This is a genomic window from Mycoplasma sp. (ex Biomphalaria glabrata) (assembly GCF_001484045.1).
Classification (GTDB): domain Bacteria; phylum Bacillota_I; class Bacilli_A; order Mycoplasmatales.
The window spans coordinates 229,738-250,615 of sequence record NZ_CP013128.1 but is presented as its reverse complement, the minus strand read 5'-3'; the positions used below and the strand labels follow the sequence as shown (position 1 = coordinate 250,615).

Below are 20,878 nucleotides of genomic sequence, written 5' to 3'. Positions count from 1 at the left end.
CCTATAGTTTTTAATAAACCTAAATATGATTATATTTCAAAAGGAATATTTTTTAAACAAAATTTATTACCAAATATTGAGTTATAATAAAATTAATTTTTAGTATAAAGAGGGAATAATGGAAAAAATAAAAACAAGTGAATTTAATTCAAAAATTGAAAACGGTTATGTAGTTGTTGATTTTTTCACAACATGATGTGGACCTTGCAAAATGATGGCCCCAATTTTAGAAAAAATTGCAAGCACAATGCCAAATATTAACTTTTATAAAGTTGATGTTGAAGAGGAACCAAAACTAGGAAGTGATTTTAAAATAAAAGTTGTTCCAACTGTAATGCTTTTTAAGAATGGGCAAATGGTGACGGAATTTTCAGGCTTTAAACCAGAGGCTGCGGTTCTAAAGTTATTGAAAGAAACTTTTAATGTCTAAAATCCCATCAACATTTTATGACGGAAAAAAATACATCGCTTTTTTTGATCTCGATGGAACTTTGTTAAATAGAAAATTAGAAATAACTCCGAAGACAATAGAAGCAATTAAAAAGTGACAAAAAAAAGGAAATTATTTTGTGGTATCAACAGGGAGACCTGATATTTTTGTTCGTTATAAATGTCAAAAAGCAGGATTAAAACCAACATACGTAATTAGTTTTAATGGAGCAATTATTCTAAATGACTTAGGAGAATTGTTATTTGAATCGATAATAGATACTAACTTTATTAATGAAATTGCATCTTTTTGTAATCAAAATAAATTAAATTTCCGTGCGATGCAAAGAAATAATGTTTATCACAATTGACCGATTGATCAAGAAACTAAATTTCAAACATATTTGGATGAATATTTTATTGAGAGAACTGAAGGAATTACTATGTATGACCATTTCCGTTCAGAATTTGAACCTCGCCATAAAATTTTAAAATTTATTATATATATTGAAAGAAATGATGAAAAATCAATGAAAACCGCAAAAGAATTAATTGCAAAATATGGTCATGAATACAATTTTGCATGGTCACTTTCTCATGACGATGTAAGTTACCTAGAGATAACAAGAAAAAATGCAGATAAGGGTTTAGCGGTCAAATTTGTTGCCAATCAAATGAATATTAATTTAGAACAAACAATTTCGTTTGGCGATAGTGGAAACGATGAATTTATGTTAAAAACTACTCACTATTCTTTTGTTCCAAAAAATGCAACAAAAGATGCATTACGTGGTGCAAAATTTCAATCACAAAAAACAAATGATGAAGATTTTATATTTGATATTCTGAAATAATTAAAATATAAATATGTACACTTCTAATCCATTAATGTCCGAAAGACATAACCGTGTGAATTTAAAATTGATGTGAGTAGCATTTTTGAGCTTTTTCTTAACATTACTTGCAAGATTCATTGTAGGTCTAGTTTACGATATTGCTGATATAAAATTACCAAATCATGAACTGTTATTTTCACCATTTTCTTTTTCAATGTTTGCACAATTCACTTGATTAACAACCACAATGGTTACTTTTTTTCTTGCAATCATGCTTGTTCAACATTACACAAATTCAACTAATAAATGACTAGTAAAGTTAACTAATAAATATGCACTTTTAGCTGTAGCAATTTATGACACTGTTGTTATGATTGCAGTTGTAATTTACGTGTCACTTATTGGTATTGGTGTGCTTAATCAACCCAGTGGTCAAAAAATGTTTCATGATAATGCATGACCGTTCGATTTATTCAATGTGTTGGTTCATTTTGTTATTCCATGATTTTTAATAATTTTTACTATTAATCATTTACATTTTTATCACAATTTTATTATTGAGAAAAAATTCTTTTTATGAATTTTAGTTTATCCAATAATTTACATCATATTTTATATAATATTTGCATTGAAAATAGGAACTAACATTTATCCTGTGACGAATTTACAAGAAAATGATGGTTGACAATATTTACCACTTGCACTCCTTGCGTTTGAGCTTTTTACACTAGTGTGATATATTGTAGCAAAACACATAAAAGATTGAGATACTGATGTTAAGCAAACTACACCAAAAAATACAAGATCAAAAAATTAAATTACTTTGCTTGGACTTAGACGGAACGTTATTGTTTAATCGTCATTTATTATCTCGAAAAAATCATGTTGCATGCATTGCTGCACAAAAAGAGGGAATTGAAATAATTTTATCGACTGGTCGCGATCTTCAAGGAGCACTGCCGGTTGCTAGAAATATTCTTATTAATAAAAATCAAGGGTATGTAGTTTCGCTAAATGGTGCAAAAATTTACGATATTCGCAAACGCGAAGTGATTTACTCTAATTTAATTCCAGAAAAATTAATGAAAGAAGCTATTCAATATTTACAATCCAATGGTTGAAAATTTTTAGTTTATACAACCAGCGGGCCATACTCTAATATTTCTTCGTGAATTGCAAAAATCGTTGCATCACAAATTAATGAAAAAATAGCCAAGACAAGTGATATGAAAAAATTTCAAAACTCTTGTTATAAAATTATTGCTATTTATACAAAAGGTTTCATCAAGAAAAAAGAACTAAAAACAAAAACAAAGGAACTAGTTGAAAAATTTAGCGGAAAACTAGAAGTAGCTCCGACCCACAATTTAAGTATTGAAATTACAAACTTGAACGTAAACAAAGGCGAAGCTGTTAAGTGATTGGCTGCAAAAAAAGATATTTTGATGGAAGAAGTAGCGGCTATTGGCGATGGTTGAAATGATTTACCTTTGCTAAAGGTATCAGGTGTTTCTATTGCTATGGGGAATGCTATTACTGAATTAAAGAAAGTGGCTAAATTTACAACTGGAACAAATAAAGAATCAGGAGTTGCGGACGCAATAAATAAATATGTTTTAACAGAAAAAATTGAATTTTCTGACACGAAAGAATTTGAAGGAATTACTCAAAAAAAGAAAAATTAAATGTTAAAAAAACTGAAAAAAAAGTTATAAAAAAAGATAAAAAAAATTTGAAACAAATGACTCAAAAAAAATCAAAAAAAACCTAGCAAAAAGATAGTCAAAATTTAGACAAAAATTTTCTTTTTTATTCGAAAAAAAAGTATTACAATTACTTTGATTTTTATGAGAAAAAAAGGAGGCAAAAATGTTATTCCAAAAAAAACAAAAACACATCACACATGCTCATCACTTAAATGAGCATGAGCAATTTGAACATAAGGATTCAAATATTCTTGAAATCCGTTCAATTTCAAAAGAATTCGATGGGAAAATTGTTTTAAAAGGAATTAATTTGGACATCAGACAAGGTGAATTTGTAACAATTTTAGGACCTTCTGGTTGTGGAAAATCGACACTTTTAAGAATGATTGCTGGGTTCGAGCAACCTAGTGCTGGAGAAATTTATATCGAAGGAAAAAATATTCGCAATTGAGAACCTTATGAAAGACCAATTAATACTATTTTTCAAAACTATGCCTTATTCCCTCACATGAATGTTTACGAAAATATTGCATATCCATTAAGAATTAGAAAAATAGATAAAGATAAAATAGAACAACAAGTTCTAGAAGTGGTTAAACTTGTTAACCTACAAGATTTTATTTATGCTAACCCAAACGATTTATCAGGTGGTCAAAAACAAAGAGTAGCGATTGCACGAGCACTAATTAACAAACCAAAAATTTTATTATTAGATGAACCACTTTCTGCTTTGGATAATGCTTTGAGAAAAAATATGCAAGTTGAATTGAAAAAAATTCAGCGTAAAGTAGGGATTACTTTTATTTTTGTTACTCATGACCAGGAAGAAGCTTTGACATTAAGTGATCGTATCGTTGTAATGAATGAAGGTAATATTATTCAAAATGGAACTCCGATCGATATTTATAACGAACCAGAATCAAGATGAATATCTAGTTTTATCGGGGAATCAAATATTATTGAAGATGCTATTTTTATTGAAGATGAGGTAGTTTCTTTTGACGGCAAAAAATTTAATTGTGTGGATAAGGGTTTTGGACATAATCAAGAAGTGGATATAATGATTCGCCCAGAAGATATCGACATTATTAAGGCTACTAATAAAAAAACCTTCTTTACAGGAATAGTTCAAAATGTAGCATTCATTGGAGTGCATTGAGAAATTTTAGTAAAAACAAGAAAACGTAGTTTTTTAGTGCACACAACTGATTACCACCCAGAAGGCAAAAAAGTTGGGTTACATTGAACTCCAGAAGATATTCACGTAATGTGAAAGGAAATCCAATAGTGAAACGTTTTTTTGATGTGGCAAAAAATAAAATTAAGCCTCTAAAAACAATTAATCCATTAAGTTCTTCAAAAAACTTTTCCACATTGTTGATTCCATATATTTTAGTTGCCGGTATTCTAATAGTTTTGCCTTTAATTATTATGGTATTTTACTCTTTAATTGTTAGAGATGATTCCTCTCTTGCGTTTAGATTGAGTTTTGCTAATTGAATTATATTATTTGAAAATCATGCTTATTTAGCTGTTTTTGGATATTCAATTTTAATGGCATCTTTAACAGTTATAATTTCTATTATTGTTGCTTTACCAATTTGCTATATATTAAAATTTGTTGTAAAAAAACGTACAAAAATGTACTTATTACTTTTTACTTTACCAATTTGATTGAATATGTTGCTAAGAACTCTTGGTTTAAAAGCGTTAATTAATTGAATCGACCCTAATATGTTAGGCAGTTTAGGAGTGATGGTACTTGGGATGGTTTTATTATATTTACCATTTATGATCCTAAGTATTATCAATAGCATGGATAAGATTGATAAATGAATTATTGCTGCGAGCGGGGATCTTGGTGCTAATCGTTGAACAACGTTTTGAAAAATAATTTTCCCTTTGTCAATTCCGGGAATAATTAATGGGATAATTTTGGTTTTTTTACCAGCTTTAACGACTCTAATTATCCCAGAAATGCTTGGTGGTGGGAAATCCATCAATATTGGAAAAATAATTGAAAACTATTTTTTAAGCGGTGGAAATATTATTCAAGCAACTGGAATAGGTTCAATGGTCGCAACAATGTCATTATTTTTTGTACTTATTTTGCGCTTTGTTGAACATAAAACTACTTTCAATAACGATAAAAAGAAAAAAATGGAGGGAGGAGAGTAATGAAGAATTTAAAAAAATTTTTTTCAGCAAGTTATATGTTGATTATCTTACTTGTTATTTACATTCCGATTATCGTAATGATAATTTTAGCGTTTAATAATAATGGCTCAATTAGTTCTTTTATTGATTACAGTTTTGGTTTTAAGTACTTTGGTGCATTCTTTCGTTCAGTAGCTTTTTGAAAAATAATTTTAAATACTATCGCTATTGCTGTAATCAGTACTTTAATTGCAACAATAATTGGAACACTAGCTGCTGTTAGTTTATGAAGAACCAGCAAACGAATTAGTAATTTTGTGTTAACGATAAACAATATTCCTTTGATTAATGCAGATATTTTAACCGCAACAGCATTGTTAATTTTCTTTTTGGGGATGTTTTTACCATTTGGTTTCTTTTCATTAGTTTGTGCTCATGTTTCCTTTTGTGTTCCTTATGTTTTATTAACTGTTTTAACGAGAATTAAAAATATAGATACTAATATTATTGATTCAAGTTATGATTTGGGAGCAACTCCAATGACTACATTAAGAAAAGTTATTTTACCTATTATTCGCCCTGGTATTTACATAGGGGCAGCTATTGCTTTTTCAATGTCATTTGATGATTTTATTATTTCTTACTTTACTAGCGGAAATGTGCAAAATATCTCAATTTATCTATATACTCAAAAATCATTGACTCCAATCGTTAACGTTTTTTTTATTTTTATTTTAATTTTATTAGCGGTGGGTTTATTAGTAATTAATTTTGCGAAGAATTTTTTAAAAAAGAAAAATATTCTTATAAAAGCTTTGGTTAAAATGAATCAACGTATCATTATGGCAGAACTATCAAATCGTTCTAATAAAGAACAGACAATTAAAAAATTACAAGCAGATCGCGACAAATTAGAAGCAAAAATTTCAAAAGAAAGTTTTTTTTCCAAAAATTTAAGTGTTAAAAATTCACGTTTAGCAATTTTAAATTCAGCAAGAACAAAGCGATTTTTAAATTTAGGGGGAGTAATAGCACTACTGTTTGGTGGCACAGGTTTTTTAATTTATTATTTTGAGCAAGCAGCTAATGAATTAGATCTTGCTATTTATGGTTCATATATAGATGATGACACTTACAATAGTTTTAATGATAAGACAGGAATTTTTCCAAATGTTACTACATTTACTAATTCAGAACAAATGGGCGCTAAATTATTAACACATAATTATGACTTAATAATGGAAAGTGATTATTATGTTACTAAACTGTTAGACAAAGATAATAATTATGCTAATCCAAAACTACAGAAAATTGATTTTACAAAACTTGCAAAATATATGAACATGTATGGTGGCACAAATTATAGTGCTGCTGATGTTAAAAATGGTTTTAATTCTGAACTTTTACAAAAGGTACCATCTATTACTGATAATTTAAAACCGAGTGATAATTTTAATGACACATATTTATTACCTTACAATTGAGGAACATTAATGATGTTAGACAAAAATAATTCATCGTACCAACCTAATTTTGATAGTATTTGAAATGCAATTAAAAATCATGAACGTATCGTGTTATCTGATGATTCTAGAAATACTTTTTGATTTATTTTTCAATTAATGTTGTCAGCTGAATCGAATGGTGAAAAGCAATTACTTTCTAGTGCAAACATTAATAATCCAACTCCTGATAATAAGGAAATTTTAGATAGCATTACGCATGACGGGGAGAATGCGGTTAGTGCTAATGCAATTCATTCAGCTACTAATTTTTTTAAGCAAGTACTAAAGATAGATGACAATATTAGTTTTCAAGGGGATGGCATTCAGGATGTGATTGGTAGCGGTAAATATGATATTGCCATCGTTTACTCATCTGATTTATTATTTGCTGTTGATAAATATCCAAGTTTAAGACCACTTATTACTAACTTAGCGAACGCCAAGTTAATTACAAATTCAACAACTAATCCATATAACGGATTTAATGGAAATTTATGAATTGATGGTTTCTCGCTATTAAAATCTGAGAGTGGTAAGAATTTGGAAAACTCATATAAGTTTTTAGGTTATATATATTCAAAAAAACAATACACATACTTAATGGATTACTGTAATGGGTTACCAGTTTTTGATCAATCTAAACCAACATGATCAATTACTATAGATCCAAATAAATTTCCAACAGAGAAAAATACTTTAAGTGATGAGATTTTACATATGGATTTAAAATGACCTGATGCTAGTCTATACCCAAATCAAAAAGGATATAGTATTTACATTTATGCTTTTTCAGATGTTTATGTCGAGGAATACAATACCATTCTCGCAGATATATCAGGTTAATTAAAATGAAATATTGGTGCTTGCTAAAGTTGATTATTGAAAAAATAAGTGTTAAAATTACTAGGTGCTTTGTATTAATCAACATTGCATTTGGTGCCGTAGCCAAGTGGTTTAAGGCCGTGGACTGCAACTCCACTATCGTGAGTTCGAATCTGACCGGCACCTCCAAACGTGCTTGTAGCTCAATTGGACAGAGCGTTTGACTACGGATCAAAAGGTTACGAGTTCAACTCTTGTCAAGCACGCCATTTACGGCGGGGTAGCTCAGCGGCAGAGCATCCGGTTCATACCCGGAGTGTCGTGAGTTCAAATCTCACCTCCGCTACCATTTCGGAAAATAGCTCAGTTTGGTAGAGCACTTGGTTTGGGACCAAGGGGCCGCAGGTTCGAGTCCTGTTTTTCCGACCATTTATGGGGTTATAGCTCAGTAGGTAGAGCAATTGCCTTGCAAGCAATAGGTCGCCGGTTCGATTCCGGTTGACTCCACCATTTAAGGATCCTTAGCTCAGCGGCAGAGCTGTCGGCTCATAACCGATTGGTCACAGGTTCGATCCCTGTAGGATCCACCAAGTTTAGGAAGCATACCCAAGCCCGGTTGAAGGGGTCGGTCTTGAAAACCGAAAGGGGCTGCGAGGCCCGCGGGGGTTCGAATCCCTCTGCTTCCGCCATTTTTTTATGTTTAAATGTTGGTCTTAAAACAAACATGTTAATTTATTTGTCTTATGAACAAAAATATGTAAAATTAATTTGTTTGACAACATCGCGGGATGGAGCAGTCTGGTAGCTCGTCGGGCTCATAATCCGAAGGTCATAGGTTCAAATCCTGTTCCCGCAACCATATGGTTCTGTAGTGTAGTGGTTAACATGCCTCTCTGTCACAGAGGAGATCGCGGGTTCGAGTCCCGTCAGGACCGCCATTATGGCTTTGTAGCTCAGTCGGTAGAGCAAAGGACTGAAAATCCTTGTGTCAGCGGTTCAATTCCGCTCAAAGCCACCATTATTAATTTTCGGAAATTAACTTAAATTAATAATCGTTTATATTAAGTAGGTAATTCCTACTTTTTTTGTGTTTGCAGAAATAATCCCTTTAAAATTTATTGAAATTAATATATAATGCATATTAATAATTGTATGACTATTAATTTAGTCTAAAAGAAGGGGTGAAATAAAACTTATATGCAGAAAAAGAGGTTTTCAAAATACGGAGGATTGTTCTTTGCTTTTAACTTCATTGTGGGTTATGCGTTTGTTGTGGGGCTAGGGCAATCCTTTTTAACATCAGGAATAATTGGTTTTCCAATTATCCTAGCAATTTGCGCTGTTATTGCTTATGGTGTAGGTTTAGCATTTGCTAATTTATCGGCTAAGTTCCAAGGTTATGGTGGTTCTTATTTATATACAAAAAATGGTATAGGAAAAAATGTTTCTTTTTGAATTGGTTGATTTCAATACATTCAAGCACCATTTGTAGCCATTAGTTCGGTTGCTGGAATTGTATGAGCGTTTCAAAATGCGAACTTTTTTGGGTGAGACTTGAATACACCTCAAGCATTTAATGATGCTAAACCATGATTATTCATTGGTGCTGGTGGTTTATTTGTTGTTTTAATTGCTGTTGTAAACTTTGGTTTCAACACAACAAGATTCTCATTATGATTTATGTGAGGTTTAAAATGATTAATTTTGGGATCATCATTATTATTTGCTTTTGCTGAAATAATTAAACTTGGTGCAACAGGTCATGGGCAGCAAATTATTGATAATTTTACTGGAAAAGGTTTTCACCAAAAAATTTCTTTTTGAGATTTAATTACATCCGTTTTAACTTTCTTTTTTGCTTTTGGTGGTTTTGAAGGTATTGCTGCAATTAGTGACGATATTGAAGACCCAAAGAAAAATCTTAAATGAGTATTAATCGTTGTTATTATTGTTGCAACTATATTTTATCTAGTTTATTACTTTGCCTTTATTGGAGCATTAGGAGCTGATCAATCAAGTGCATCATCAATTATTCCAAATGGAGCCGCAGATGGAAACCCTATTAATACAGTTATTAAACAAGTTTTAGGAGCCGGAACAGGTATTTTCCTTGCTATAGGTTCAATTGGAATTATCTCTCAAGTTGCTAATAAATCGACATCACGTGTACAAAACCCATGAGTTAATACTCGCTTATTATTGCCACTTGCTGTTGACGGATGAATCCCAAAATGATTTACACATGTTAATAAACATGGACAATTCAATAGATGTTTAATGTTCGATTCATGTTTAACAGGTGTATTAGTTTTAACTTATTCCTTATTGTGCATTTTTGCTACAAAAGATGTTGCTAATAATTTAGCAAATACTTTAGGAATTTATACAATCGTTGCCTTTTTGAATTACATTGGAGCAATTTGTGCAATATTAAATCTATGACGCAAAAAATTAATGGAATGTTCAAAATTTGAAATTGCAATGTATTTATTTAGTTTGGGTGCGATTTTATTAATCTTGGTTGGTTTTATTGGACAAGGAATTTTCTATTGAACAAGTGAAGGAATTGGTTCTCCTGACTTTAAACAATTTGCCTTTCAGTTTATTGGTTTAATTATTTCTGTATTTTTAGGATTAGTAATTTTTATTTGTTCAAAGAAATTAGGATGACAAAATCAAAAATTAGACCCATCTTTTGTAGAATATTTGAAACATAATCCAGAATCTGTTGATGAATCTGTTTTAAAAACTTTAGATGACTATAAACATCATGATCACATTCCAGCTGTTGAAATAGTGAACACGTAATAATCAATGAAACATAAAAAATATTCTCAACGTTCAGCAATTTTTTTTGGTTTTAATTTTGTTGTTGGATTTACTTTCTTTATATCAATTGGACAAATATATCATTTTCTTGGATTGTGATTAATCCTAGCACTAATAATCGTTGCAACAATGTCTTATGCCATCGGTTTATCATTTGTTTATTTAACAAAAATATACCCAAGTTCCTATGTAACATCCTATGTTGTTGCGCGTAGTGCTTTTAATCGCTTTATTGCATTTATCAGTTTATGAAGTACATATTTACAATCGCCAATTGTTGCAATATCATCGATAGCTGGAATGATATGAGCATTTCAAGGAACATATTTATATAAGCACTATTTATGAGTTGTTATTTTGTTAGCTGCTTTCTTGTTCATTTTAATTATTTTTGTAATGAACCATGGTTTAAGAGCATCGAATCGTTTACTTTACATTTTTTCATCATTAAAATGATTAGTAATTTTAGGAGCAATTGCTTTTTCTACAATTTATTTTCTTTATTCATTGCATGATTTCGCGCGTATTAAGTCGCACATAGTGAATGGTAATGTTGATTTCTCATTTGCTAATTTGTGTACTTCAATAATGCTATTGTTTCTATCATTTGTCGGAATCGAAGGGACAAGTTCAATTTCTGCCGACATTGATAATCCAACAAAAACATTACCAAAAGTTGTTTTGTACACAATGATAGCTGGAACATTCCTATATTTAATTTACTTTGTTATGGTGTTAAATGTTATAGGCCCGAATGGTCCTGATGGATTATATCCAACCGGAACTTCTTCAGAAACGCCAAATTCAATTAACTCAATTCTATTTACAATGTTAGGTGGAGTAGCTACTGGGGGATGATTAGTTTTACTTTACTTTATTATTTCTTCCCAGATTGCAAATAAATGCACAGTAAGAACTCAAAGCGCTTGAATTAATTCTCGTGTAATGTTGGTATTAACGATCGAGGGAATGTTACCAAAACGCTTTGGTAAGATTAATAAGCACGGGCAATTTTATTGATGTATTTGATTGGACTCAATAATCTCTGGAATTTTTATTATTCTTTTTGTTGTGTTGAGTATTACAAACCCTGAAATAATCAACGACTTATCTAATGTTTTATCAGCCATTGTTCTAAGTTATTTATTTATTTACATGATTAGTGTTCTAGCGATTATGAAAAAAAATTACAATAAAGAAATTAATTTAAATAAAAAAGAAAAATTATGGGTTTATTATGCATTTGCATCAATGTGTATTGCAATATTTACCTTTATTTATCCAATTATTTCAGATACATTTGATACAAAATCGTCGGCTCGCGATATTGTGATGGCATGATTTCCGGTCATTTTTTATGTATTAGGTGTTTTGTGCGGTGTTGTTATCTTTTTGATAGGAAAATATATTATGAACAAAAAAGATACTCATTTTCCAACGTCATTAATTGATTTTATTATTGAAAACCCAGAATTGGAATTTTATAAGTACTTTCCAAATTATGAACAACATCCGTTGTATATAGAAATTGAAAGTACAAGAAAGCAACGCTTAAATGGAGAAAAAAATAACTAAAAAAATGTCACGCTTTACAGCGTTATTTTTTGGAATAAATTACATTATCGGAATAGGTTTTGTGATGACGATTGGGCAACTTTATAGTTTCTTAGGTTTGTGATTTATATTAGCATTGTTTTTGGTATCAACAATTGCTTATTCGGTTGGAATATCTTATGCAGTCATTGTTCGTAATTATCCAAATTCATACTCTGGCGGTTATATTGTTACACGAAGAGCTTTTGGAAAAAAAGTAGGTTTGCTAAATGTGTGATCTTCTTATATACAATCACCAATATTAGCTGTTGTTTCAATAGCCGGAATTGTTTGAACGTTTCAAGGAACTGAGATATATAACAATTTTAAGTGATTAATAATATTAGGTGCAGCATTATTATTTTTTCTTATCATATGAATCATGAATCATGGTTTTAATTCATCAAAATGATTAGTTTTCATTTTATCTTCGTTAAAATGATTAGTAATTTTGGGTGTTTTAATTTTTGCTACCATTTATTTTTTTTATTCACTTCACAATATTGAAGGCGTTTGTAATCGTTTAGTAAATCCACCTCACCTTAAAGGATTATCGTTTTTAAATATTTGCTCAGCAACTTCATTAATTTTCTTTTGTTTTGGCGGAATTGAAGGAATTTCCGTTATTAACGCAGAAGTAGAGAACCCAAAGAAAATTGTTCCATGAGCTATTATGACAACTGTTATTATAGGTTTTATTATATATGTGTTGTTTTTTATATTTATGCTTAATGCGTTAGGGCCTTCTGGAAAGAATTCTTTAAATCCGACAGATGCTATTGACCCAAATCCTATTAATTCATTAATTGCAACGTTTGGTGTAGGGACATTTGCAACTATTGGAACCATTTTTTTATGGATTGCAATTCCTTCACAGATTGCCAATAAAGCAACTCTTAGAATACAAGCAGCTTGAGTGCAAACTCGTAATTTGCTTGTTTTAACTATCGATGGCGTTTTCCCACGTTATTTTGCAAAAGTTAATAAACATTCCCAATTTTCACGTTGTGTGTGGTTAGATTCAATTATATGCTTTGTTTTTATTGCATTTTTTGTAATCATTTCCTTATTAAATAATTCTTATGCTGAAAGATTAGAATCATCTCTAAATGCAGCGTCATTAACTTTTATTATGATGTACATGACATCAACATTAGCTATTCTAAAAGAATATAAAAATAAGTCTATTGAATTGTCCAAAATTGAACTAATAATAGTTGTTTACGCAACAATTGGTATTGCTTTTTTAGCGTTTTCGTTAGTCTATCCTGTTGTTGTGATAACAATTAATAGTACAAAAATTGAAGATATTGTGGTGGCATGATTGCCGTATATTTTCTTTATTCCGTTATTAATGATTGGTTTTATTTTGAATTTTATTAGTAATAAGTATTTTTCAAATGAAAAATTTCCAACCAGTTTTGTAGATTATGTTCGCGAAAATCCAGATTTGAAATTATATCAATATTTTCCTGAAGGCGATTTACATCCATTAGCTAAACAAATTAAAAATGATATTGCAAAACCTCAATGCGAATAAATATTATTATTGATAATTGACGGAAAAGAATTGCCAGTGTAAGATTTGATTATAGAAAGAGGAGATATGTATTTTACATCAGAATCGGTTAGTGAAGGGCATCCAGATAAGATTTGTGATCTTATTAGTGATGCGGTACTAGATGAATTTTTAAGTAATGACCCAAATGCTCACGTTGGATGTGAATGTTTCATTACTGCTAAAAAATTAATTATTTCAGGGGAAATAAAATCTACATACAAAACAGATGTGGAAAAATTAGCGCGTAGCGTATTAAAGAATATTGGATATGACTCAAATGATAAATATTTAGATTACAAAACATTTCCAATTGAAGTTATTATTAATAAACAATCTTCAGAAATTGATGATGTAGTTACTAATTCGTTAGATGAACAAGATATTGGCGCAGGGGATCAAGGAATTATGTTTGGTTTTGCAACAAATCGTACGCATAATTACATGCCTTTACCAATTACTATAGCTCATGAAATTGTCAATTTGGCCAGTAAATTAAGAAAGAATGGAAAATTTGTTGATGCCTATCCGGATATGAAATCGCAGGTGACTATTCAATTTTATAACAATCAAAAAGATGCTAAAGTAGATTCCATTGTATTGTCATTTCAATGTGCAAAAAATATTGATTTACCTCAAGCAAAAAAATTTATTATCGAAAGTATAATCAAACCAGTTCTAGAATGTCACAATATGACATTACCTAATTTAGATAAAATCTATTTGAATCCGTTTAATATTGGTGGTCCTGTGGCTGATACTGGTTTGACAGGAAGAAAAATAATTGTTGATACATACGGTGGTTGAAGTCGTCATGGGGGTGGAGCATTTTCAGGAAAAGACCCAACAAAAGTTGATAGAAGTGCAGCGTATGCTGCAAGATATATTGCCAAAAATTTAGTCGCAGCAGGAATTGCTGATGAGTGCGAAATTCAAATTGGTTATGTAATTGGCTATAGCGATCCAGTCTCAATATGTGTTAATACTTTTGGTACTTCAAAATATTCTGATGATCAAATAATTAAAGTAATTCGTGAAGTATTTAATTTACAACCTCGTAAAATTATAGAAACTTTAAATTTACGAAAAACAAAGTATTTTAACACAGCAGCGTATGGGCATTTTGGTCAGGAAGAACATAATTTTAGTTGAGAGCAATTAAATAAGGTTGAAGAAATTAAAAGAAAAATAATTAGTTAAAATAATATAAGTGAATATTATGGATACAAGAGTTTTTGATTTTTGAATAGAAAAAAGCGACGAAAAAACTATAAAAGAAATTAGTCAAATGAGTGATTCAGAAAAACAAAAGGCTTTTGGGAGCCCTCTTACATTCGGAACGGCCGGGGTTCGCGCAAAAATGGGACCAGGACCTAGTTTACTCAATAAGTATACAGTTAGGCAAATCGCTTTAGCTTATTTAGAATTTTTAAAGCAAAAATGACCACTATACACAATTAAGAAGAAAGGTGTAGTTATTTTCCACGATAATCGTGCTAATAGCTATGATTTCGCTATAGAAGCTGCAAAAATATTGAGTGATTCCAATGTTCTAGTTTACCTAGCGCATAAGAACGAATTAAAGACTACACCTTTCTTATCGTATTGCATTCGCATTTTAAAAGCAGCTGGAGGAATGAATTTTACAGCTAGTCATAATCCTAAAGAATATAACGGTTGTAAAGTTTATAATGAATTTGGTTGTCAATTATTACCAGAAGACACTCAAAAAATTCAGAAATTTTTACCAGATTTTCAAGAGCAAGTTTTTAATATGAAATGTAATGGATATTTACCATTGATATGTGAATTACCAGAAAAAATTGAATTGGGTTTTGTAGAAACCATTAAGCAAAACATTTTTAATTACAATTTACCTAAAAGAATGAAAATTCTATTTTCACCGCAGTGTGGAACAACATATGAAATTATCCCTAATTTATTTAACGAATTAGGTTTTGAAATGACCATATTTCCAAAAACAGCAACTCCAAATCCAGAATTTAAGGGAGTTCATGCCATTAATCCAGAAGATGTTGAATCTTTTAATGAATTAATAACTTTTGCTAAAAAAGATAAGTACATAAATTTAATATTAATTGCAGATCCTGATGGTGATCGAGTTGGAATTGCATATAAAAATAGGCAGGACAAGTTTGTAATATTACACGGAAACGAAGTGGCAACCTTATTGACTAATTATTTGTGCATGCAAATGAAAAAAGTCTACAAATTACGTCACGAAGGATTCATCGTTTCAACGATGGTTTCAGGTGATTTACCTGGAGAAATTGCTCGTTCATATAACTACAGTGAAATAAAAACTTCAACTGGTTTTAAATGAATTGGTAATGAAATCGAAAGAAATATTCATAATAAAAAATTTATTTTTGCATTTGAGGAAGCAATTGGTTATTTAACTTTTGATGGATTAAGGGAAAAAGATTCAATTCAAACCTCTTTAGTTTTTTGTGACATGATGAATTTTTATTTAAATCAAGGGCAAAATTTGGATGATGTTTTGATGGAAATATATTCAAATTTTGGATTTTATCAATACAAAACAATTTATTTAGAAAGTGATAATTTACAAAAAATTGAATATATTTTTACAAATTTTTTAAGAAATAATATTTCTTCAATTGGTCAATTGGATGTTGTAGATAAGAAAATTATTACAAATAAATTTGACTCATCTCCAACAATAAAAATTTTTTTAAGTAAGGATAATAACTCATGAGTTGCTATTCGCAAGTCAGGTACTGAACCGAAATTAAAATTTTATATAACGATAAGAGATGTTAGTGTGATTGCTGCTAAAGATAAAATTAACAAAATTGAAGAAAGTATTAAAAATATAATTAGATAGTTTTACTTTATGCCAATAACAGCTAGAAAACCAAAAAGTCGTACAAAGTTATATTTATATATGGTGATGGGGATCCTTTCATTAGGGATTTTATTTGGAACATTGTTTGGTTTTATTCTTCAAGATCCAGATAAAATATTGAATTTTTTTCGTCACACAGAATGATGAGCGATTTTATTAATTTTAATGTATCCATTTTTGAAGGGAATAATTTTTGGAACACTCCAAAAATATATTTTCCATAAATATAATATAAGCATTCCGTTATGAAAAACTATTGTAGTTTTCTCTTTATCTAATTTTTTAGGAGTTGTCACCCCTTTTGGGTTAGGTGGCGACGCAATGAAAATTTATATATTGCGTAGAAATGGTTTTACTTCCTCACAAGTATTGCCTGGAATAATTTTTGTTAATATTATGAATCAAGTTGTGAGTTTAATAATTATCGCTTTTGGAGGATTTTATTTATTAGCAAATCCGTCTTTTGCTGAAAGTTTGTTTCAAATTCATCAGCATGACACAAAAGCTATTAATTCGAATATCGGTTTTGGAGTTATAGTGATAATATTTATTGCTATTGGAATATTTTTACAGGTTACTTGGGGACTAACATTGTTATCTGTAACTGTTAGTGGTAGTTTTCAAAAGCGCATCATGAAAATTGTTCATTGATTTACAACAAAAATATTAAAAAATCGTGATTTAGCAAGAGTAAATGAAATAAAAATGAACAATACATTTGAAATTTTAGCTCATGATTTTAAAAGATTTTTTAAAATGCCACCTGTTCTATTTATTAGTTTCATAATGATACTAATGTTTTTTGTTTATCAAGGTTCATTGGCTTATTTTGCTGTTGTTGGTATTGACAAAATTTCAAGTAGTGATTTTCCAGGTATGAACATTTTTGAAACGATAATTATTTCAATTATGGTGGAACTAGCTAATGTGTTTGTTCCTATTCCTGGCGGGAGTGGAACTTTAGACCTATCATTCAATTATTTAATGAATAATTTATTATTATTTACATCAGCTCCATGAATGAATAAAAATGATATTGCAAGTATTACAACATCAACATTATTATTTATTCGTATAGCTATTACTTTTTCTGTTATTGCGTGAGGATTATTATTTGTAATTTTTATTAAAATTATGAAAACAAAAAAGAAAAATGAACAATTATTTTTTGTCGATGAATTTATGGATTTAATTTTAGATGTAAATAAAATTCGTCGAGACCAAAGACATAATGATTTTGAGGAATTTTTTAAAGAACTTGAAATTGTTTACAAAGATATTCAAGATCATGATCAGTAATTTTTAGTCTTGTATTTTTAGGATTTGTTTCTTTTTTTTGTTCATATCTTGGGATAATGTGTAAATGGTAATGCATTACCTCTTGGCAAGCTAATTTTCCAATATTTGTCGCAACATTAAAATTATTCACATTTAGTTTTTTCTTCATTAATTGCATCACTTCTTTAGCGACTTCATCTACTTCCTTTAAAATTTCAATTGGTGTTTGCAAAAAATCTTGATGGTGATGCTTTGGCATTATAAGTGTGTGTCCTATTGTGATTGGGTGAATGTCTAAAATTGCTAGAACATTACTAGTTTCATAAACAATATAAGATTTTCATTCTTTTTTTATTATTTTACAGAAGGGGCAATTAGGATTATAGTTATTACTCATACTTTTATGTTAATAAATTTAGTTTTAATTCGCAATTTTACGGCATTTGTATATAATTTTTAGTTAGAATGCTACAATAATCATATTAATAATATTGTGCATGGAGATTTTGATAATGAATTTACTAGAAATAAAAAATTTAAGTGTGAATGCAGACAATAAACCAATACTATCAAATATAAATTTAGTTATTAAAATTGGTGAAAAACATGCAATTTTAGGGCCAAACGGACAAGGCAAATCTACATTGCTTCAAGTCATTATGGGAAATCCTAAGTATCAGATTATTTCGGGTCAAATAATTTGGAAAAATAAGGATATTACAGATTTAAAACCAGAAGATCGTTCAAAATTAGGTATATTTTTAGCCTGACAAAATCCTATCGCTATACCTGGAGTTCAAACATTAGATTACTTAAGATTATTAGTTAATTCCCATAGCGAAGAAAAATTATCAACTATAAAATTTTATAAATTAATTGAAAGCAAAATAGATTTATTAGACATGCCATCTGATTTTAAAGAGAGATATTTAAATGTTAATTTTTCTGGTGGAGAAAAAAAACGTTTTGAAATTATGCAAATGTTACTAATTAATCCACAATTATCTATGCTTGATGAAATTGATTCTGGTCTAGATATTGATTCAATAAATTTTATTTGTAACATGATCCAAACAGATAATCTTAATAAGTCATTTATCTTAATCAGTCATTACGATAAATTTTTGCTTAATTTAAATGTCGATTATGTTCATATTTTAGTTGATGGACAAATTGTTAAAACCGGGAAAAGTGATTTAATCACAGAAATCCACAATAATGGTTTTAACAAATATCTAACTAAGAAAAATCGAATTTATTTGGAGCAATGTTTAAATGCAAAACCTTTTAAAAATTAAATTAACAAATGAAATTAATATTGATAAGTCGGGTATTTATCAGATTGATTTCAACGAAACTATACCGAACCTGACAATTAATGTTGCAGGAAGCGATGTTTCTATTTGATTAATAGGTAATTTACCAAAAATTAAGTGAAATATTTTTCCAAACGTGATTAAATTAGAAAGAATTTTTGATATAAGCAACAATAATTTTATTATTGATAATAAATTTATTCAACAAACATATATCCACGATCAAGTAATATTAGCAAGTGATTCTAATCAGAAAGTTAAATGCAACATCTCGCTATTAAACCAAATTAATTATAATTTAGATTTTTTGGGAATATCTAAAAAAAATAACATTAAAGACGTTGAAGCGATAATAAATCATAAGTGCACAAATTCAAAATCTTTTGTAAAATCTTTTTTTCTTGCACAAGAAAATAGTGTTAATAATGTAGTTATTAATAATAAATTAGCTCCGAAAATGAGTAATTGCGAAGTTGATCAAAATATATTATTCTTACAAACTAGTCCGAAGACTAAATGTAGTGGGATACCAATCATTGAAGCTACAGATAACAAAGTAAAGGCTAGTCATTCATGTTTTATAGGAAATATTAACCAAGATCATGTTTTTTATTTGAGAAGCAAGGGCATTGAAAAATTAAAAGCAGAAAAAATATTAATTTTTAGTATGTTTAATAACATTTTTACCTTGAATATTAATAAATATATAATTAAAAAGTATGAAGAATATTTCAAGTAACATCGGCGCAATTAAAAAACAATTTCCAATTTTTAAGAAAAATAAGGATTTAATTTTTTTTGACAATAGTAGCACTACTTTAAAACCAACCAAAGTAATTGAGGCAATTTCTCACTATGATACTTTTGTGTCAGCAAATTTTCATCGAGGTGTCTATAAAAACGCACAAGAGGTTGATATTAAATACACTGAAACAAAGCAAGCAATTGCGAAATTGATTAATGCAAATAGTGACAATGAAATCATTTTTACACCTAATTCATCGTTTGGCCTAAATCAAATAGCTCATTCAATGAGAACTTTTTTAAAACCCGGTGATGAAATAATTACCTCTATGCTTGAACATTCAAGTTCTATTTTGCCAATTTTTAGAGTAGCAAAAGAGTTAGGATGTATAGTTAAATATCTTCCAGAAAATTTAATTAATATTAAATGAGATGATGTTCAAAAATTGATATCACCAAAAACTAAATGAATTTCGTTGATTCATGCCTCAAATGTTTTAGGCTATATTAATGATGTTGAAAATATTGGATATAACATTTCTCAATTAACTCAAAAAATTTACTATTCAATTGATGCAACACAGTCAATTGCACATTGTAAAATAGATGTAAAAAAAATTAAATGTGATTTCTTATCTTTTTCTGCGCACAAGCTATTCGGACCAACCGGTATAGGTGCTCTATACATGACTAGAAATATTCAAATTAATACCGAACCTTTATTGTTGGGGGGAGGTAATAATCATATTATTGAAGAGAGTGGTTATTACACATTGAAAGATGAATCTCCTTCAAAATTTGAAATTGGAACCATTAACTTAAGTGGTATATTTGGATTTCATGCATGTGTACAATTTTTTGAATCTCTAAATTTAAAATCTATTAATGCATACGAAATGGAACTACATCATTATTGTTTAAGGAAACTGCAAAATATGCCTAACGTTATGGTTTATAATCCAAAAGCAGATCTTCCAATTATTATTTTTGAGGTTGAAAAATTATTTGCAGAAGATGTGGCAATGCAATTAGGAACAAAAAATATTTGCGTTCGAGCAGGGCAACATTGTGTAAAATTGTTAGGAGATAAACTAATTCCCAAATCAACAATTCGTTTATCATTAAGCATTTATAACACTAAAAAAGAAATAGATACATTTATTAATGCATTAAAAAATTTAGGAGATTGCCTAGATGCATTTTTTTAAGAAAAGG

General features: G+C 29.4%; 17 protein-coding genes and 10 tRNA genes. 26 read left to right on the top strand and 1 reads right to left on the bottom strand.

The genetic code is table 4. The features are described from left to right. The first annotated feature begins 118 nt into the window (after positions 1 to 118). From trxA to ASO20_RS00940, 23 genes are all read left to right on the top strand, one after another. Positions 119 to 430 (top strand): thioredoxin, encoded by a 312-nt coding sequence (trxA, locus tag ASO20_RS01050; protein WP_085056078.1) that lies wholly within the window; start codon positions 119 to 121, stop codon positions 428 to 430. Beyond that, positions 423 to 1,283, top strand: coding sequence for an HAD family hydrolase (locus tag ASO20_RS01045; protein ID WP_085056077.1), 861 nt, complete (start codon positions 423 to 425; stop codon positions 1,281 to 1,283). Before trxA ends, ASO20_RS01045 begins: the two co-directional genes overlap by 8 nt. Before the next feature lie 13 nt (positions 1,284 to 1,296). Then, positions 1,297 to 2,082, top strand: a complete 786-nt coding sequence (locus ASO20_RS01040; protein ID WP_085056075.1) for a hypothetical protein — start codon at positions 1,297 to 1,299, stop codon at positions 2,080 to 2,082. Continuing rightward, positions 2,039 to 2,950, top strand: coding sequence for an HAD family hydrolase (locus ASO20_RS01035; protein ID WP_085056073.1), 912 nt, complete (start codon positions 2,039 to 2,041; stop codon positions 2,948 to 2,950). The genes ASO20_RS01040 and ASO20_RS01035 overlap by 44 nt, the downstream gene beginning before the upstream one ends. A 184-nt stretch (positions 2,951 to 3,134) precedes the next feature. Further along, positions 3,135 to 4,259, top strand: a complete 1,125-nt coding sequence (locus tag ASO20_RS01030) for an ABC transporter ATP-binding protein (protein WP_085056071.1) — start codon at positions 3,135 to 3,137, stop codon at positions 4,257 to 4,259. After that, positions 4,241 to 5,149, top strand: a complete 909-nt coding sequence (locus ASO20_RS01025; protein ID WP_157061695.1) for an ABC transporter permease — start codon at positions 4,241 to 4,243, stop codon at positions 5,147 to 5,149. The genes ASO20_RS01030 and ASO20_RS01025 overlap by 19 nt, the downstream gene beginning before the upstream one ends. Beyond that, complete coding sequence (locus ASO20_RS01020) at positions 5,149 to 7,476, top strand: ABC transporter permease subunit (protein WP_085056068.1); 2,328 nt, start codon at positions 5,149 to 5,151, stop codon at positions 7,474 to 7,476. The genes ASO20_RS01025 and ASO20_RS01020 overlap by 1 nt, the downstream gene beginning before the upstream one ends. Positions 7,477 to 7,568: 92 nt before the next feature. Continuing rightward, positions 7,569 to 7,644, top strand: a tRNA-Cys gene (locus tag ASO20_RS01015). Positions 7,645 to 7,647: 3 nt separating this feature from the next. Beyond that, positions 7,648 to 7,724, top strand: a tRNA-Arg gene (locus tag ASO20_RS01010). Positions 7,725 to 7,729: 5 nt separating this feature from the next. Then, positions 7,730 to 7,804 (top strand) — tRNA-Met (locus tag ASO20_RS01005). A gap of 3 nt (positions 7,805 to 7,807) precedes the next feature. Further along, a tRNA-Pro gene (locus tag ASO20_RS01000) sits at positions 7,808 to 7,884 on the top strand. Between the two features lie 5 nt (positions 7,885 to 7,889). Further along, positions 7,890 to 7,965: transfer RNA gene (locus tag ASO20_RS00995), tRNA-Ala, on the top strand. A gap of 5 nt (positions 7,966 to 7,970) precedes the next feature. Then, positions 7,971 to 8,045 (top strand) — tRNA-Ile (locus ASO20_RS00990). A gap of 6 nt (positions 8,046 to 8,051) precedes the next feature. After that, positions 8,052 to 8,144, top strand: a tRNA-Ser gene (locus ASO20_RS00985). Between the two features lie 93 nt (positions 8,145 to 8,237). Continuing rightward, positions 8,238 to 8,314 (top strand) — tRNA-Met (locus ASO20_RS00980). Positions 8,315 to 8,317: 3 nt separating this feature from the next. Beyond that, positions 8,318 to 8,393: transfer RNA gene (locus tag ASO20_RS00975), tRNA-Asp, on the top strand. A gap of 4 nt (positions 8,394 to 8,397) precedes the next feature. Continuing rightward, positions 8,398 to 8,473: transfer RNA gene (locus tag ASO20_RS00970), tRNA-Phe, on the top strand. A gap of 179 nt (positions 8,474 to 8,652) precedes the next feature. Further along, on the top strand, positions 8,653 to 10,263 hold the full coding sequence (locus ASO20_RS00965) for an APC family permease (protein WP_085056066.1): 1,611 nt from the start codon (positions 8,653 to 8,655) through the stop codon (positions 10,261 to 10,263). 6 nt (positions 10,264 to 10,269) lie between these two features. Beyond that, entirely contained in the window at positions 10,270 to 11,859 is a 1,590-nt protein-coding gene (locus ASO20_RS00960; protein ID WP_085056064.1) for an APC family permease, read from the top strand. Continuing rightward, positions 11,840 to 13,417: an APC family permease gene (locus tag ASO20_RS00955; protein ID WP_085056063.1), complete on the top strand. Its 1,578-nt coding sequence runs from the start codon at positions 11,840 to 11,842 to the stop codon at positions 13,415 to 13,417. Before ASO20_RS00960 ends, ASO20_RS00955 begins: the two co-directional genes overlap by 20 nt. Before the next feature lie 66 nt (positions 13,418 to 13,483). Beyond that, complete coding sequence (gene metK / locus ASO20_RS00950) at positions 13,484 to 14,635, top strand: methionine adenosyltransferase (RefSeq protein WP_085056061.1); 1,152 nt, start codon at positions 13,484 to 13,486, stop codon at positions 14,633 to 14,635. Between the two features lie 19 nt (positions 14,636 to 14,654). After that, positions 14,655 to 16,304, top strand: a complete 1,650-nt coding sequence (locus tag ASO20_RS00945) for a phospho-sugar mutase (protein WP_085056060.1) — start codon at positions 14,655 to 14,657, stop codon at positions 16,302 to 16,304. A 9-nt stretch (positions 16,305 to 16,313) separates the two neighbouring features. Further along, positions 16,314 to 17,624, top strand: coding sequence for a lysylphosphatidylglycerol synthase transmembrane domain-containing protein (locus ASO20_RS00940; RefSeq protein ID WP_085056058.1), 1,311 nt, complete (start codon positions 16,314 to 16,316; stop codon positions 17,622 to 17,624). Here ASO20_RS00940 and ASO20_RS00935 read toward each other — a convergent pair. Beyond that, positions 17,575 to 18,000: an HIT family protein gene (locus tag ASO20_RS00935; protein ID WP_085056056.1), complete on the bottom strand. Its 426-nt coding sequence runs from the start codon at positions 17,998 to 18,000 to the stop codon at positions 17,575 to 17,577. The genes ASO20_RS00940 and ASO20_RS00935 overlap by 50 nt on opposite strands. A gap of 115 nt (positions 18,001 to 18,115) precedes the next feature. Here ASO20_RS00935 and sufC point away from each other — a divergent pair, with 115 nt between their 5' ends. From sufC to ASO20_RS00920, 3 genes are read left to right on the top strand one after another with little or no spacing between them, the layout of a single operon-like run. Next, a complete protein-coding gene (gene sufC / locus ASO20_RS00930) occupies positions 18,116 to 18,901 on the top strand; it encodes a Fe-S cluster assembly ATPase SufC (protein ID WP_198140244.1) in 786 nt (261 codons plus the stop codon). Beyond that, a complete protein-coding gene (locus ASO20_RS00925) occupies positions 18,879 to 19,658 on the top strand; it encodes a SufD family Fe-S cluster assembly protein (protein WP_085056053.1) in 780 nt (259 codons plus the stop codon). Before sufC ends, ASO20_RS00925 begins: the two co-directional genes overlap by 23 nt. After that, the gene (locus tag ASO20_RS00920; protein WP_085056052.1) at positions 19,639 to 20,871 is read left to right on the top strand and encodes an aminotransferase class V-fold PLP-dependent enzyme; all 1,233 of its coding nucleotides are present in this window, start codon (positions 19,639 to 19,641) and stop codon (positions 20,869 to 20,871) included. Before ASO20_RS00925 ends, ASO20_RS00920 begins: the two co-directional genes overlap by 20 nt. The last annotated feature ends 7 nt before the right edge of the window (positions 20,872 to 20,878 follow it).